This is a genomic window from Streptomyces sp. CLCI03 (assembly GCF_053615355.1).
Genome location: NZ_CM132132.1, coordinates 3,031,997 through 3,046,801 on the forward strand (window position 1 = coordinate 3,031,997; position 14,805 = coordinate 3,046,801).

The 14,805-nt window shown below is 71.4% G+C and carries 15 protein-coding genes and 3 pseudogenes; 6 read left to right on the top strand and 12 right to left on the bottom strand.

What is annotated here, in order from left to right; genetic code table 11:
* Positions 1–20 precede the first annotated feature (20 nt).
* A complete protein-coding gene (locus ACWG52_RS13680; protein ID WP_389806034.1) occupies positions 21–650 on the bottom strand; it encodes a winged helix-turn-helix transcriptional regulator in 630 nt (209 codons plus the stop codon).
* Between the two features lie 81 nt (positions 651–731).
* Here ACWG52_RS13680 and ACWG52_RS13685 point away from each other — a divergent pair, with 81 nt between their 5' ends.
* From ACWG52_RS13685 to ACWG52_RS13710, 6 genes and pseudogenes are all read left to right on the top strand, one after another.
* The gene (locus ACWG52_RS13685) at positions 732–1,484 is read left to right on the top strand and encodes an MBL fold metallo-hydrolase (protein WP_453128810.1); all 753 of its coding nucleotides are present in this window, start codon (positions 732–734) and stop codon (positions 1,482–1,484) included.
* 23 nt (positions 1,485–1,507) lie between these two features.
* Positions 1,508–2,152: an NAD(P)-dependent oxidoreductase gene (locus ACWG52_RS13690; protein WP_389806036.1), complete on the top strand. Its 645-nt coding sequence runs from the start codon at positions 1,508–1,510 to the stop codon at positions 2,150–2,152.
* Positions 2,153–2,155: 3 nt separating this feature from the next.
* Positions 2,156–3,421, top strand: coding sequence for a multidrug effflux MFS transporter (locus ACWG52_RS13695; RefSeq protein WP_389806038.1), 1,266 nt, complete (start codon positions 2,156–2,158; stop codon positions 3,419–3,421).
* A gap of 260 nt (positions 3,422–3,681) precedes the next feature.
* Positions 3,682–4,209, top strand: a complete 528-nt coding sequence (locus ACWG52_RS13700) for a hypothetical protein (protein WP_389806040.1) — start codon at positions 3,682–3,684, stop codon at positions 4,207–4,209.
* Positions 4,103–4,348 (top strand): annotated as a pseudogene (locus tag ACWG52_RS13705) (IS30 family transposase); the annotation flags it as partial. The gene ACWG52_RS13700 and the pseudogene ACWG52_RS13705, both read left to right, overlap by 107 nt.
* 364 nt (positions 4,349–4,712) lie before the next feature.
* Positions 4,713–4,919: a hypothetical protein gene (locus ACWG52_RS13710; protein WP_389806042.1), complete on the top strand. Its 207-nt coding sequence runs from the start codon at positions 4,713–4,715 to the stop codon at positions 4,917–4,919.
* Between the two features lie 62 nt (positions 4,920–4,981).
* Here ACWG52_RS13710 and ACWG52_RS13715 read toward each other — a convergent pair whose 3' ends face one another.
* The 11 genes and pseudogenes from ACWG52_RS13715 to ACWG52_RS13765 form a co-directional block, all read right to left on the bottom strand.
* Positions 4,982–5,818, bottom strand: a complete 837-nt coding sequence (locus ACWG52_RS13715; RefSeq protein WP_453128812.1) for a hypothetical protein — start codon at positions 5,816–5,818, stop codon at positions 4,982–4,984.
* 214 nt (positions 5,819–6,032) lie between these two features.
* Positions 6,033–6,446, bottom strand: a pseudogene (locus ACWG52_RS13720) (response regulator transcription factor); the annotation flags it as partial.
* Positions 6,436–6,609: pseudogene (locus tag ACWG52_RS13725) on the bottom strand (ATP-binding cassette domain-containing protein); the annotation flags it as partial. The pseudogenes ACWG52_RS13725 and ACWG52_RS13720, both read right to left, overlap by 11 nt.
* Positions 6,610–6,744: 135 nt before the next feature.
* Positions 6,745–8,742, bottom strand: coding sequence for a peptidoglycan binding domain-containing protein (locus ACWG52_RS13730; protein WP_453128814.1), 1,998 nt, complete (start codon positions 8,740–8,742; stop codon positions 6,745–6,747).
* Between the two features lie 205 nt (positions 8,743–8,947).
* The gene (locus tag ACWG52_RS13735; protein ID WP_389806047.1) at positions 8,948–9,331 is read right to left on the bottom strand and encodes a DUF6113 family protein; all 384 of its coding nucleotides are present in this window, start codon (positions 9,329–9,331) and stop codon (positions 8,948–8,950) included.
* Positions 9,328–10,224, bottom strand: coding sequence for an N-acetyl-1-D-myo-inositol-2-amino-2-deoxy-alpha-D-glucopyranoside deacetylase (mshB, locus tag ACWG52_RS13740; RefSeq protein ID WP_390166200.1), 897 nt, complete (start codon positions 10,222–10,224; stop codon positions 9,328–9,330). The genes ACWG52_RS13735 and mshB overlap by 4 nt, the downstream gene beginning before the upstream one ends.
* A gap of 24 nt (positions 10,225–10,248) precedes the next feature.
* On the bottom strand, positions 10,249–10,443 hold the full coding sequence (locus tag ACWG52_RS13745; protein WP_030012369.1) for a hypothetical protein: 195 nt from the start codon (positions 10,441–10,443) through the stop codon (positions 10,249–10,251).
* Between the two features lie 351 nt (positions 10,444–10,794).
* A complete protein-coding gene (locus ACWG52_RS13750; protein ID WP_390137839.1) occupies positions 10,795–11,877 on the bottom strand; it encodes an ABC transporter ATP-binding protein in 1,083 nt (360 codons plus the stop codon).
* Complete coding sequence (locus tag ACWG52_RS13755; protein WP_390166198.1) at positions 11,870–12,853, bottom strand: ABC transporter ATP-binding protein; 984 nt, start codon at positions 12,851–12,853, stop codon at positions 11,870–11,872. The genes ACWG52_RS13750 and ACWG52_RS13755 overlap by 8 nt, the downstream gene beginning before the upstream one ends.
* Positions 12,854–12,865: 12 nt before the next feature.
* Entirely contained in the window at positions 12,866–13,888 is a 1,023-nt protein-coding gene (locus ACWG52_RS13760; RefSeq protein ID WP_033218507.1) for an ABC transporter permease, read from the bottom strand.
* The gene (locus ACWG52_RS13765) at positions 13,881–14,804 is read right to left on the bottom strand and encodes an ABC transporter permease (protein ID WP_389806054.1); all 924 of its coding nucleotides are present in this window, start codon (positions 14,802–14,804) and stop codon (positions 13,881–13,883) included. The genes ACWG52_RS13760 and ACWG52_RS13765 overlap by 8 nt, the downstream gene beginning before the upstream one ends.
* Position 14,805: the final 1 nt, after the last annotated feature.

Sequence of the window (14,805 nt, forward strand, 5' to 3'; positions counted from 1 at the left end):
CTACCAGTCCTACGCCCGGATCAGCGGGGCAGGATGCGCAGTACTGCCTCGCGTTCGCCGCTGAGCCGCAGGCCCTGCTGTACTGCGGCGTTCAGATCGAGCTCGCCGAGCAGGGTCGCGGCCAGCAGGTGCGGCGGTCCGGTCAGTGACGCGGTGGGGTGGTCGACCCGGCCGGCGTGGGTGTGCACCGAGCCGTCCTTGACCTCGATGACCAGGTCTTCGTTGCCGTCGGCGTGCAGTTGCAGGGCGATCGCCGGCTGGTCGGGGCGGTGGTCGGTCAGTGCCCGGGCGGGCATGTCCAGCCAGTGGGTGCGGAAGGTGTCGCTGCCGCCCGGCTCGCGCAACAGGGGAATTCCCCATCGGCTCAGCTCCCGCAGCACCGGCTCCAGCTCGCGGCCACGCTCGGTGAGGGAGAACAGGGTGGTGGCCACCGGTGGCGGGGCGGCCTCGCGGTGGATCAGGCCGGCTTCCTCCAGGTCGCGGAGCCGGTCGACCAGCAGGTTGCTGGCGATCCCGGGCAGCCCGTTGCGCAGGTCGGTGTGCCGGCACGGACCCAGGGCGAGCAGTTCACGGACGATCAGCAGGGTCCATCGGTCGCCGACGGCGTCCAGTGTTTTCGCGATGCCGCAGTACTGCCCATAGGTGCGCATGCCACCACCCTACATCCTGGTGTTGAGATTCAAAAGTCTCTTGTTGACTTTCTCAACAACGCCGGTCTAGCGTCGCTGCCCATGACCCCCACCCTTTCCGTCCGTCGGCTGGCCTGGGCCGGCGTCGAGATCCGTCTCGGCGACACCCGCCTGCTGATCGACCCGCTCGAGAACGTCGCTCCGCTGGCGCCCGTGATGGGGCCGCCGCACCGGCCGGTCGACCCGGTCGACACCCCGCCCGGCACCCACGCCCTCATCACCCACCTGCACCCCGACCACTACGACCACGACCTGATCGCCCGGATCGCGGCCACCGGCACGATCGGCTGCCACACCCCGAGCGCGGCGGCGCTGCACGAGGTGGGCATCACCCCCGTCGCCCAGGACCTGGGCCGATCACGCCGCATCGGAGAGATGACCGTCACCCCGGTGACCTCGCTGGACTGGCGCGGCAACGACTGTGACCAGGTCGCCTGGGTCGTCGAAGGCGCCGGCCGGCGGGTCATCCACTGCGGCGACACCCAGTGGCACGGCAGCTGGTGGCAGATCGCCCGCGACCACGGCCCGTTCGACGTCGCGTTCGTCCCGGTCAACGGCGTCATCGCCCACTTCGAGGGCTACGCGGCCAACGTCCCGGCGACCATGACCCCCGAGCAGGGCGTCGAGGCCGCCGTCGCACTCGGCGCCGGCACCGTCTGCGCCATGCACTACGGCCTGTTCCACAACCCGCCGTTCTACACCGAACAACCCGACATCGAGCGGCGCTTCCAGCACGCCGTCGACGAGCGCGGCATCACCGCGGCCATCGTCGCCGACGGCCGACCCGTCCTGTGACCATCGGAAACAAGGAGCAACACATGAAGATCGTCCTGTTCGGTGCCGGCGGCAACATCGGCCGGCCCGCCACCGAGGAACTACTGCGTCGCGGCCACACCGTCACCGCGGTCACCCGAGCCGGCCACGTCGACGGACTGGAGCACAAGGCCCTGACCGTGACCACCGGTGACGTCACCGACGCCGCCGCGGTCGCCCGCCTCGCCGCCTCCCACGACGCCGTACTGTCGGCCGTCGGCCCCCGGATCGGCCAGGAGGACGACCGCGCCACGATCGTCGGTGCCGCCCGTGCGCTGATCGACGGACTCCGCCGAGCCGGCGTCACCCGCCTGGTCACCATCGGCGGTGCCGGTAGCCTGCGCACGCCGACCGGCGCCCGGGTCATGGACGACCCGGCCTTCCCCGCGCTGTGGAAGGCCAACGCCGAGGCCCAGTCCGAAGCGCTCGACCTCTACCGCGGCGTGCACGACCTCGACTGGACGTACGTGTCGCCCGCCGCGGTCATCGCAGCGGGCGAGCGGACCGGGGCCTACCGCAGCGGCGGGGACACCCTGCTCACCGACGACGACGGCAACAGCCGCATCTCGTACGCCGACTACGCGATCGCCTTGGCCGACACGATCGAGAGCGGCACCGCGATCCGCCGCCGCATCACCGTGGCGTACTGAGCCATGAGCAACGACGCCGCCGGCCGGCACACCCGATTCGTCGTCCTGCTCGCAGCGCTCGTGGCCCTGGGCCCCCTGTCCATCGACGGCTACCTGCCCGGACTGCCGGACCTCGCCGGCGACCTGCGCGCCGGCGCCGCGGCCACCCAGCTCACCATCACCGCCTGCCTGGCCGGGCTGGCCGTCGGGCAGCTGATCGCCGGGCCGCTGAGCGACACCTACGGCCGGCGGCGTCCGTTGCTGGCGGGCCTCGCCCTCTACACGATCGCCAGCGCGCTCTGCGCGGTGGCACCCGACGTCCGGACCCTCGTCGGCCTACGCCTGCTCCAGGGCATCGGCGGGGCGTTCGGCATCGTCATCGCCAACGCCATGGTCCGCGACCGCACCTCCGGACCCCGCACCGCACGTCTCTTCTCCGCACTGACCTTGATCACCGGTCTGGCACCGGTGTTCGCGCCGGTCCTCGGCGGCCAGCTCCTGCGCGTCACGGCCTGGCCGGGAATCTTCGTGAGCCTGGCCGTACTCGGCGCCGTGATGCTGGCGGCCTCCGCCGCAGGACTGCCGGAGACCCGGTCCTCCGCGTCACGCCGGCCGCTGCCGGCTGTCTTCGGGCAGCTGCTCGGCGACCGGGTCTTCATCGGGTACGTCCTGGCCAACGGCCTGGTCTTCGCGGCGATGTTCGCCTACATCTCCGGCTCGCCGTTCGTCCTGCAGGAAATCCACGGCCTGTCACCGCAGCAGTACAGCGCCGTGTTCGCCGTCAACGCCGCCGGACTCATCGCGGCCGCCCAGATCAGCGGCCGGCTGGTGGCCCGGGCCGGCGCCCGCGTGCTGCTGCTCGCCGGTCTTCTGGGCGCGACAGCCGGTGGCACCACGGTCCTGGGCGCGGTGCTGACACGGGCACCCCTGCCCGTGCTCCTGATCGGCCTGTTCGTCCTGGTCTCCAGCGTCGGCCTGGTCATGCCGAACGCCGCGGCCCAGGCCCTGGCCGACCACGGCGGACACGCCGGGTCGGCCGCCGCTCTGCTCGGCTTCAGCCAGTTCATCTTCGGCGGGGCACTTGCTCCGCTGGCCGGCGCGGGTGGCGCCACCGATGCCTTGCCGATGGGAATCATCGTCGCCGTGCTGCCGGCACTCGCTCTGCTCGCACTCGGCGTCCTCACCCGGTCGATGCCCGGTGAGCGCACTCGCGGGCCGGCTCGCCAAGGACCTTCCGGGCACCGGCGACCGCGCCGGCACATCGATCGCAGACGAGCCGGCATCCGGTGAATCGGGCCGGCGTCCGGCGAACAGGGTGATTCCGCGACCGGCGTGACAGACGTACGACGACGGTCGGGTGCGGCGACGCGTGGAACGCGTTCCCGCCCGTCCGGAGCACCCGCTCGCATCCCTGCGGCTGCCCGCCTTCGTGGGAGGGCCGCTCTTTCGACCTGCTCGCGTCGCGGCCCGTACGGAACTGGGTGGACGACCCGTACGTGACCCTCGACATCCACCCCCTTCCCCCCGACCAGAGCTGACGGGAGCCACTGATGCGCCACTTCCGCGAGTCGATGCAGAACACCATGAACCTGTGCCAGTACAACGTGCGGGCCTTCACCCACCCCGAGATCGACGCCCTTGAGGAGTACGACGACCAGGTCCCCCTTCCCGCACACTTCGACCTGGAGACCCTGCTCGCCAACACCGACGACCCCGCCGGCGCCTTCCGCCGACGGGCCGAGGAACTGACCCGCTGGCACGACGCCCTCACCCGGCTCCTCACCGACCCCCGGCTCAAGAACACCGGCGACGACGACCAGGAGCCCTGCAGTCCCGCCGCCCGCCGCTTCCTCAAGGTCGCCGCAGGCGACTACCACCGACACCGGCACGGGTACGGGTACGCCGTCACCGTCTGGGCTCTCGGACTCCAGGCCCCGACCGGCTACCCGCCGGAGACCCGGCATCCACGCCTTCAGTGTCGCCACGGACGTGCCGGTCTACTTCTGCGATCCCGGCAGCCCCTGGCAGCGAAGCGTGAACGAGAACACCAACGGCCTCCTGCGGCAGTACTTCCCTAAGGGCAGCAGCCTGTCCGGCCACACCCGGGACCACCTCGACGCAGTCGCTGCCGAACTCAACAGCCGCCCACGCAAGACGGTCGGCTGGGAAACCCCAGCCGAGCGCCTGTCCAACCTGCTCGCCACCACACGTCGGTGATCACGTGTCGCAACGACCCTGGGATTTGCCTATGAGCTGGGCCTTCGCCGTGGAGCGGGTGATGGGGATCGAGCCCGCGCTCTGAGCTTGGGAATCACCAGCCGTCACGGAAGGGGTCGACGCTGACCAGCGCAAACGGCCTCTGGCGATTAATCGCGAGGCGTCGCGCTTGACTGCTCTTGACCGCTGGGATCCGCCCTGGCGCGGATGTGGCACGGGCTTCCATCCGCTCTGACGGGTCGCGTCACGACCCCGCACCCGACAACACAGTCACCCGAATGGCCCAACATAACGTGCCACCCACATGGGTGAAGATCAAGCTGGCTAGTGCCCCAACCGAGGCAATCTGTGAAAGGCGAACCAAATGCGCATTCGACGAATCCTCGCCGCAGTCTTCGCCACGGCAGCCCTCGCCGGAATCGGCCTCACAGGCGCCGCCACCGCCGCCGGCGTCACCCCGGCCAGCGTCACCCCGGGTGAGTGCACGGACAACGGCGGAACGATCGATCGGTCGACGCCCGTGCTCCCGACCTGCAGGGGCGGTATGTACGACGGGCAGACGGTCGACTGATCCCCACTAGGGCCCGTTGCGACGCAAGACGCTCGGCTGGGAAACCCCAGCCGAGCGCCTGTCTAAACTGCTCGCCCTGGGCGCCTGGTGCATTTTCCGGCCCGGACAGCCGGCACGCGTCCTCCCGGACCTGCGCACGGCCGAGGGGCGGCTGTTCTTCGCGGTCTGAGGTGCCCTGCCGCTGCCGGCCTGCGGGCAGTCCCCTTCCACACCGACTCCCACGCCTGCCCGCACCCAAGATCGGGCAGGTGCGCGAAGACGGTTCCCCACTCGGCGTGCACGGCACGGAACGCCATCGGCCCCCCTCTGAACAGACATCCCTGCTCAGAGTGTTGCGACTGCCACTGACAGTCGATACCCCCGAGTTCGGACCAGCGGCCGGAAGTCGCTCGCACCTTCACCCCGGATCGGAGGATGGCCATGGCCGCGCCCCCGTTGGGTCCATTGGGTCCAACGGGCCCAACCGGGAGGGTGGCCGCGTCGTAGCCGTACGGGGCGCGGCCCCATCCTTCCCAGTCCAGGATGTGCGGGCCGCGGGTGACGTCGCCGTGGTGGAGGTCGCCGTGGGCGGTGGACCGGGTGACGTCGTCGACCTGGTGGCCGGTGAATTCCGGGATGACGCGGCGCAGGTACTCCTCGCGTACGGCCTCGCGGTCCCCCGGTGGCGGGACCTCGGCGAGGGCGTCCAGGGCGGCCTTCATCTCCTTCCACCACGTGTCGGGCAGGCCGGGGTCCTCGTCGAGGACGGGGCGCAGGGAGATCATCGGGGCGGGGGCGAGGGCGTACAGCTCGGCCCGGTAGGCGTAGCCCTCGGTGGTCCAGGCCCGGATGCGGAGCAGGTCGGGGCGCGGCACCGAGGTGGGGAGGGTGCGGGAGGTGTCAGCGCGGCCGCCCTGCACGAGCTCATCGGAAGGTGATGAGCTGAGAAGAACCGAGGAAGCCCCGGACCACACCCGGTCCGGGGCTTCCCGCTGTTCGTGGAAGCTCTTCCGCCTCGCGCGTCGCCCGCTTCCTGGTTCGGTCGGACGTCTGTGGCTGCTGCCCGCCACGAGCCGGGCCGTTCCCGCAGGCCGCCTCAGCGGTGCGGGCCCCGCCAGGTGAGGGGCCGGGAGGTCAGAGCCAGCCCTTGGCTCGGGCTGTGCTTGCCGCTTCGGCTCGGTTGCGGGCCGCCAGTTTCCGGATCGCCGTCGAGAGGTAGTTGCGGACCGTGCCCTGGGACAGGTGCAGCCGCGCCGCGAGTTCCGCGTTGGTCGCGCCGTTCTCCGCCTCCCGCAGGACCTCCCGTTCCCGGTCCGTCAGCGGGTTCGCGCCCTCCGCGAGGGCCGCCGCGGCCAGCGTCGGGTCGATGACGCGCTCCCCTTGGAGGACCTTGCGTACGGCCGCCGCCAGCTGCGCGGCCGGGGCGTCCTTGACCAGGAAGGCGGAGGCGCCCGCCTCCATCGCGCCGCGGAGGTAGCCGGGGCGGCCGAAGGTGGTCAGGATGACGATCCGCAGGGCGGGGAGCTCGGCGTGCAGGGCTGGACTTGCCGGCGCCGTTGGGGCCGAGGAGCGCGACGGTCTCGCCCGGGTGGAGCGCGAGGGAGAGGCCGTCGACCGCCCGGACCGGGCCGTAGCCCTTGGTCACGTTCTCGAAGCTGACCACGCTGTCGGTGGTGGGCTTCGCGGTGCGTGTCGCGGTGGTCGTCGTCATGCCTGAAGATTCGCCCGTACGGGGTCTCGCGCGGCAGTGTCGGGCGTCGTGTGTGCCGCATGACGGATGTCATGCGGCGGACATGACGGTGCCCCCGCCCTGGTGCGGGCGGGGGCACCGTTTCTGCCGTGCGCCCTAGTTGGGGTTGGTGTCGACGACGGCGGTTCGTTCGGCCGTGGTCTTGCCGCGCAGGGCCTTGCCGAGGGGGCCGGCGATGTCCTGCGGGGTGACGGCGGTCTTCTCGCCGTTGCCGCGGGTGATCAGGATCCCGTCGAAGGTGTTCCCGTAGGTCGCCTTGAGCGCCTCCAGGTCGAACTTCTCGACCAGGCGGCCGTCGACGGGCTGCATGCTCAGGATCTTGGGCAGGGACCTGGCGCCGAAGGCGATGGACTTGGTGCCGACCTTGACGGTGGCGTTCGCGGACATCGCGGGCTCCGCGAACTCCTTCATGGCCCGGTCCAGTTCGGGCTGGCCGATGGCCGGCGCCTTGGTGGTGGTCGGCAGTTCGGCCACGGCCGCCTTGCCGGTGGCGACCTGGTCCTTGAAGGCCTTGGCCACCAGCTGCACGGAGGCGTCCACGTCGAGGGTGGTGCCGGGGGTGCCGGGGACGGCGACGGCCTTGCCCGTGTCGAACTTGATGGTGCCCTCGGTGGCGGTGCCTGAGGTGCCGGCGAGCTCCTGGAGCGCGACCTGGAGCTTCTCCTCGTCGATCGGCATCACCGGGTCGGCGACGCGCTCGTTGCCGAGGAGCGAGCCGATGACCGTGATCGGGTTGTAGTCGCTGCCGGCCGCGTTGCGGACGGTGGTCTGGGCGTCGAGGGTGAGGCCGGCCTTCTCGGGCTTCAGCTCGACGGGCTTGCCGCCGACGGTGAGCTGGATCGGGGCGGTGGCGCGGGTACCGAAGGCCGTCTGGAGCTTGGAGACGGCCTCGTCGCGGCTGCCGCTGATGTCGACGCTGAGGACGGTGGTGCCCTTGGGGACGTCGGAGTGGTTCAGGAGCAGCCCGGCGCCGTAGGCCACGCCGATGAGGGCGATGACGCCACCGCCGAGCAGGACCAGCTTGGAGCGGCCCTTCTTGGCGGGCTTGTCGGTGGCCTTCGGCTGGGTGGCCGCGGGGCGGGGGGCGGCCGGGGCGGGGGCCGGTACCGGCGTGGGCAGCGGTCCGTCCAGGTCGGGGCCGGGCCACTGCGGGACCTCGTCGAAGGCGGCCGCGCCGGCCGGACCGCCGACGGGGCCGGTGCCGAAGCCGGGGCCGCCGGTGGGTCCGGCGGGGCCGCCGCCGTAGGCCGGGAACGCCTCGGTGACGGGGCCGGCGTCGGCCTGGTCGTCCCCGTACGCGGGGAAGCCCTGGGTCGTCCCGACTCCCGGGCCGCCGGGCATCGGGGCGCCGGGGCCGGGCGGGAAGCCCTGGCCGTAGTCCGCCACGGGCGGCGGCGGGGTGCGCGGCGGCGCGAAGGCGGCGTCCGGTCCGGGTCCGGGCGGGCCCTGGGTGCGCTGCGGCGGGGCGAAGCCCGCGCCCGGCATGGCCGGCGGCGTGGGGGCCGGGGTCGGCGTCGGGGACGGCGTCCGGGTGGGCAACGGCCGCTGCGGGGGCCGCGGGGCGGCGCCGGCCGGCGGCATCTGCGCCGGGGCGGGTGCGGGTGCCGGGGCCTGCGCGGCCGGCTTGCGGGGGGCGAACCAGTTGCTGGTCGGCTCCTCGGGTTCGGCCGCCGGGGCGGGCCCGGGCGCCTGGGCGGGGTCCGGCTCCGGCGCGGCCTCGATGCGGGTCGGCTGCGGTCCGCGCCGCTGCGCGAGCGGCGGCTGGGCCTGCTCGGACGTGGGCTCCGGAGCGGTCTGCTCGCCGGCACCGGCCGAACCGGAGGTGGTGCCCATCGCCTTGCGCACGACCACCGGTGGGATCGGCCGCGAACCCGGGATGTTGATCCGGATCCGGGTCGTCAGGGTGGTCTCGGTCTTGGGCCCGTCGGAGTCGGGCGTGGACGGCTTCGAGGTCACAGAGTTCTCCTCCGGAGCGGTCGCCGCAGCGTCCGTGGACGGGTACTGGCCGGTTCCGTACGGCGGTGTCCCCGAGGGGTAGGCGGCTCCACCGTGCCCCTTGGGCCCGGAGGACGAACTGTCGGTTTCACGACTCAAGGCAGGTTCTCCCGGTTGGCTCCGCCGCCCGTCATTCCGTGCGCGGGCAGCTCGGCGGCCCGTCCACCATACTGGCCGCCGCCCGCACGCAACTGACTGGTGGGAATCAGGGGTTCCTGATAGGGCCGGTCAAACCCCTCTGAAGCGCCCGGCGAGCACCCGCGCGCGTGGTCCGACGGGCCTCCCTACGAGGTCCGACACCACGTCACTTGGCAGACCGAGCGGCCGAAACCGGCCGATCCAGCGAACCGCGCATCGTGGCACACATCACAGCGAGAACGGTTCCACCCAAAAGGTAGACGTACACGCCGATTCCGGACGAACCGAGGAGGAAGTCCCCCTCGGGGCGCGGAAGGCTGAGCATCACGTAGGAGAGGAACCAGCCGGCCGCGGCACCGCCGACCCCGTAGCCGGTCCCGAGGGCGATCCGGCCGCCGAGGAACAGTCCGAGGACGGCCAGCAGGGCGAGCAGCAGACCGCCGGGGAACCAGAGGTCGATCACCAGCCAGCCGGCCGCGCCGGTCAGCGCGCCCGCGACCAGCATGCCGAGGCAGCCGGCGATCCGTCCGGCCGTCGCCGCTCCGCTCACGCCTCCACCCCCGCGAAGAGGTCGTGTTCGCGTTCGCCCGCCGGGGCGCCCGGCCGGCCCGCGACGAGTTCGTAGTACTCGCGGGTGAACAGCGGCTGCGCCAGGTCGTTGGAGAGGGCGAAGACGGTCCCGTCCACGGCGATCTGGGTGGCGTGGGCCCGCATGGCGGCCGCCTTCGCCGCCACGAAGGTGTCCTTGGCCTCGATCTCGGTGGTGATCCGTTCGTCGGCGACGACCCCCGGCACGTCCCCGGGTGAGGCCACCGCGGGGAAGGGCACCCCGCCCCCGGCGGCGCGCAGCCGGGCGAAGCCCTCCTCGACCACCGAGCGCGGGACGCGGTTCCAGTAGATCTTCCCGACCGTGTGGGGCGCGCCGAGGTCGCGCCGGTACGCGGTCTCCCCGGCCAGTTCGGCGGCGCGCATGGCGACCCGGTGGGCCTGGATGTGGTCGGGGTGGCCGTATCCGCCGTCCGGGTCGTAGGTGACGAGCACCTGCGGGCGCAGCTCCCGGATCACCTCCACGAGGTACGCGGCGGCCTCGTCCACGTCGGCGGACCAGAAGGCCTCCGCGCGGTGGTTCTGCGGGGCGCCCATCATCCCGGAGTCCCGGAAGCGGCCGGGGCCGCCGAGGAAGCGGTGGTCGTGGACGCCCAGTTCGGCCATGGCCGCGGCGAGCTCGCCGACGCGGTGGGCGCCGAGGGTGTCGTCGCGGTCGGCCGCCAGGTGGGCGAGCCCGGGCGGGATGACCTCACCCTCCTCGCCCAGGGTGCAGGTCACCAACGCGACGTGGGCGCCCTCGGCCGCGTACTTGGCCATGGTGACGCCGTTGTTGATCGACTCGTCGTCGGGGTGCGCGTGCACGAGGAGCAGACGACGGGCGGGAAGACCGTTCATGGGGCCCAGCCTACGAGGCCCGAGCTAGAACTTGAGGCCACTGATCATGCTCGCCACGTTCGAGGTGAGCTGGCTGAGCGTCGGGGCGATGGTGGAACTCGCCAGGTAGAAGCCGAGCAGTACGCAGACCACCGCATGTCCCGCCTTCAGGCCCGCCCTTCGGACCAGCAGGAAGACGATGATCGCCAGCAGCACCACGGCGGAGATCGAGAGTGCCACGGCGTTTCACCTCCACGTCGAGCGGACATCGGTACGCGCATTCGTGCTCGGCAGGAGTCATACCCACCGTGCGCTACGGATCATAACTATCCGTACCAGCGCATCGATCGAAATCCGGCAGCACGAGGGGCGCATGCCGCGCATGAGTGGGGGCACGGGGAGGCCGGCCGGCGAGGCCGTACGCCTCCCCGACCGGCTGTCGGCACCCGCACGGCCGCACGGCATCCAGGTTGCATGCCCCAGATCTCGGGGCAGAAACGGTCAAGTTGCCCCCACGTAAACGGAGTTGTCGGGGGTGTCCACCCTTCCCCACCCGTCGCACAGCGGTGGCCGGAAATCATCGGTATGCGGCTACTCCTTCCCCGGTGGATCCGCCGGTGGCAGGGGTGGCGGCGAGGGCGGGGGCGGCTGGTCCGACGGCGGGACCACCTGCTTCTCGGCCGCGAAGTGGCAGGCCGACGGGTGCGCCGCCGGGCCCGAGGGGAAGACCTGCGGGACCGCGAGCAGCGGGACCTCCGCCGTGCAGCGGGGCTCGGCCTTCCAGCAGCGGGTGCGGAAGGGGCAGCCCGAGGGCGGGTTGGCCGGGGAGGGCACGTCACCGGTGAGGATGATCCGCTCGCGGTGCGCGCGGGCCTCCGGGTCCGGTACCGGGACGGCCGAGAGCAGCGCCTGGGTGTACGGGTGGGTCGGGTGGTCGTAGATCTGGCTGTCGGTGCCGATCTCGACGATCCGGCCCAGGTACATGACGCCGACCCGGTCGGAGATGTGCCGGACGATCGAGAGGTCGTGCGCGATGAAGACGTAGGACAGGTCGAAGTCGCTCTGCAGCCGGTCCAGCAGGTTGATCACCTGGGCCTGGACGGAGACGTCCAGGGCCGAGACGGGCTCGTCGGCGACGATGATCTCGGGTTGCAGGGCGAGGCCGCGGGCGATGCCGATGCGCTGGCGCTGGCCGCCGGAGAACTGGTGCGGGTACCGGTTGATGTACTCCGGGTTCAGACCGACGACGTCGAGGAGTTCCTGGACCTTCTGCCGGCGGTTGCCCTTGGGGGCCACCTCGGGGTGGATCTCGTAGGGCTCCCCGATGATGTCGCCGACCGTCATGCGCGGGTTCAACGACGTGTACGGGTCCTGGAAGACCATCTGGATGTTGCGGCGCACGGCCTTCAGGGCGCGGCCGGACAGCTTGGTGATGTCCTCGCCCTTGTACGAGATCGCGCCCGCCGTCGGCCGCTCCAGGTTGACCAGCATCTTGGCCACGGTGGACTTCCCGCAGCCGGACTCGCCGACGATGCCGAGCGTCTCCCCGGCGCGCAGGTCGAAGGAGACCCCGTCGACGGCCTTGACCGCGCCGACCTGCTTGCGGAAGACGATGCCCCGGGTCAGCGGGTAGTGCTTGACCAGATCCTTCACCTCCAGCAGGGACTCAGCCATGGAGGCACTCCTTCCAGAAGTGGCAGGCGCTGGTCCGCTCCACCGGCGACTCGGTCACCCGGTACAGCGGCGGGACGTCGGTGCGGCACACCGACTGCGCCATCGGGCAGCGCGGGTTGAAGGCGCAACCGGGCGGGATGGCCACCAGGTTGGGCGGCAGTCCCTTGATGGCGTACAGCTCCTGGCCCTTCTGGTCCAGGCGCGGGATGGAGTCCAGCAGGCCGCGCGTGTACGGGTGCGCGGGCGCCTTGTAGATCTCGTGGACCGGGGCCGCCTCGACGATCCGGCCCGCGTACATGACCGCGATCTTGTCGGCGACGTCGGCGACCACGCCCAGGTCGTGGGTGATCAGGATGAGGCCCATGTTCAGCTCGCGCTGCAGCTCGGCCAGCAGGTCCATCACCTGGGCCTGGACGGTGACGTCCAGGGCCGTGGTCGGCTCGTCCGCGATGATCAGCGAGGGCTCCAGGGCCAGCGCCATCGCGATCATGATGCGCTGGCGCATGCCGCCGGAGAACTGGTGCGGGTAGTCACCCACCCGTTCCTTCGCCGCCGGGATCTTCACCCGGTCCATCAGCTCGACGGCCTTGCCCTTGGCGTCCTTGCGGGACATCCCGCGGTGCACCTCGTACATCTCGCCGAGCTGCGCGCCCACGCTCAGGACGGGGTTCAGGGAGGAGAGCGCGTCCTGGAAGATCATGGCCATCTCGGCCCCGCGGATCTTGCGGCGCTCCTCCTCCTTCATCGTGAGGAGGTCCTTGCCCTTGAAGAGGATCTCGCCGCCCGCGATGCGGCCCGGCGGCATGTCGAGGATGCCCATCACGGCCTGGGCGGTGACGGACTTGCCGGAGCCCGACTCGCCGAGCACGGCCAGCGTCTCGCCCTCGGCCACCGAGTAGTTGACGCCGTTGACGGCTTTGGCGACTCCGTCGCGCGTCTTGAATTCCACGTGCAGGTCGCGGACTTCGAGCAGCATGTGCGGGGCTCCTCAGCGCAGCTTGGGGTCGAGGGCGTCGCGCACCGCGTCGCCGAGCATGATGAAGGCGAGCACGGTCAGGCTCAGCGCGCCGGCCGGCCAGAGCAGCATGTGCGGGGCGTTGCGGATCTGCGAGGCCGCGTTGGAGATGTCGATGCCCCAGGAGACGGTGGGCGGGCGCAGGCCGACGCCGAGGAAGGACAGGGTGGCCTCCAGCGCGATGTACGTACCGAGGGCGATGGTGGCGACGACGATGACCGGGGCGATGGCATTGGGCGCCACGTGCCGCAGCATCATCCGGCCGTTGCCGGCGCCGAGGGCCCGGGCCGCCTGGACGTAGTCGTTCTGTTTGGCGGTGATGACGGAGCCGCGGCCGATGCGGGCGATCTGCGGCCAGCCGAGGAGCACGATGAAGCCGACCACCGGCCACACGGTGGTGCTGGTGACCACGGACAGGAAGACCAGGCCGCCGAGGACGACGGGGATGCCGAAGAAGATGTCGGCGACCCGGGAGAGCAGCGCGTCGCCCCAGCCGCCGAAGAACCCGGCGAGCCCGCCGAGCAGCGAGCCGAGCAGGGCCGCGCCCAGGGTGGCGCAGACGCCCACGGTGATGGAGGCGCGGGCCCCGTAGACGGTACGGGTGTACACGTCGCAGCCCTGGGTGTCGTAGCCGAAGGGGTGGCCCGGGGAGGAGCCCTGCTGCGACTTGGACAGGTCGCACTGCAGCGGGTCGCCGCTCGCGATGAGCTGCGGCCAGATCGAGATGATCACGAGGAAGAGGATCATCAGCGAGGAGATGACGAAGACGGGGTTGCGGCGCAGCTGGTGCCAGGCGTCGGACCACAGGGAGCGGGGCTTCTGGCCGGGGCCGGTCCCGCCCCGTGGGCCGGTCTTCTCGATGCCCTCGACGCTCTCGGCCTGCTCCAGGGCCAGATCCATGGGTCCGCCCAGGCCGGTCGGGGAGACCGCCTCGCGCGGGCGGGGCCCGACGGGATCGTAGCCGCCGGGCCCTTCGGGACGCTCGGGGTCAGGCATACCGGATCCTCGGGTCCAGGACCGCGTAGAGCAGGTCGACGAGCAGGTTCGCCAGCAGGAAGACGATGACGAGGATGGTCACGAAGCCGACCACCGTCGGGGAGTTGTTGCGCAGGATGCCCTGGTAGAGCTGGTATCCGACGCCGTGGATGTTGAAGATCCGCTCGGTGACGATGGCGCCGCCCATCAGGGCGCCGATGTCGGTGCCGATGAAGGTGATGACGGGGATGAGGGAGTTGCGCAGCAGGTGGCGGGTGACGACCCGGTGGCGCGGGAGCCCCTTGGCGACGGCGGTGCGCACGTAGTCGGCCTTGACGTTCTCGGCGATGGAGGTGCGCGAGAGCCGGGTGACGTAGGCGAGGGAGACCAGCGCGAGCACGATGCCGGGCAGGATCAGCTCGTTGAGCGGCGCGTCCGGGGAGACGGTGGGCCGCACCCAGCCCCATTTGACGCCGAAGAGGTACTGGAGCAGATAGCCCGTCACGAAGGTCGGCACGGAGATGACGACGAGGGTGAGCACGAGCACGGTGGTGTCGACGGACTTGCCGCGGCGCAGGCCGCTGATCACGCCGAGGGTGATGCCGATGACGATCTCGAAGAAGATCGCGACCAGGGTCAGGCGCAGGGTGACGGGGAAGGCCGAGGCCATCAGCTCGGTGACCGGCTGGCCGTTGAAGGCCGTGCCGAAGTCCCCTTTGAAGATCTGGCCCATGTAGTGGACGTACTGCTCCCACAGGGGGCGGTCGAGGTAGAGGTCCTTGCGGATGCGCGCGGCGGTGGCGGGGTCGGGCGCCTTGTCGCCGAAGAGGGCCGCGACCGGGTCACCGAGCGCGTACACCATGAAGAAGATCAGGAACGTGCTGCCGATGAACACCGGGATCATCTGGAGCAGCCGCCGGATCACATAACGTCCCATG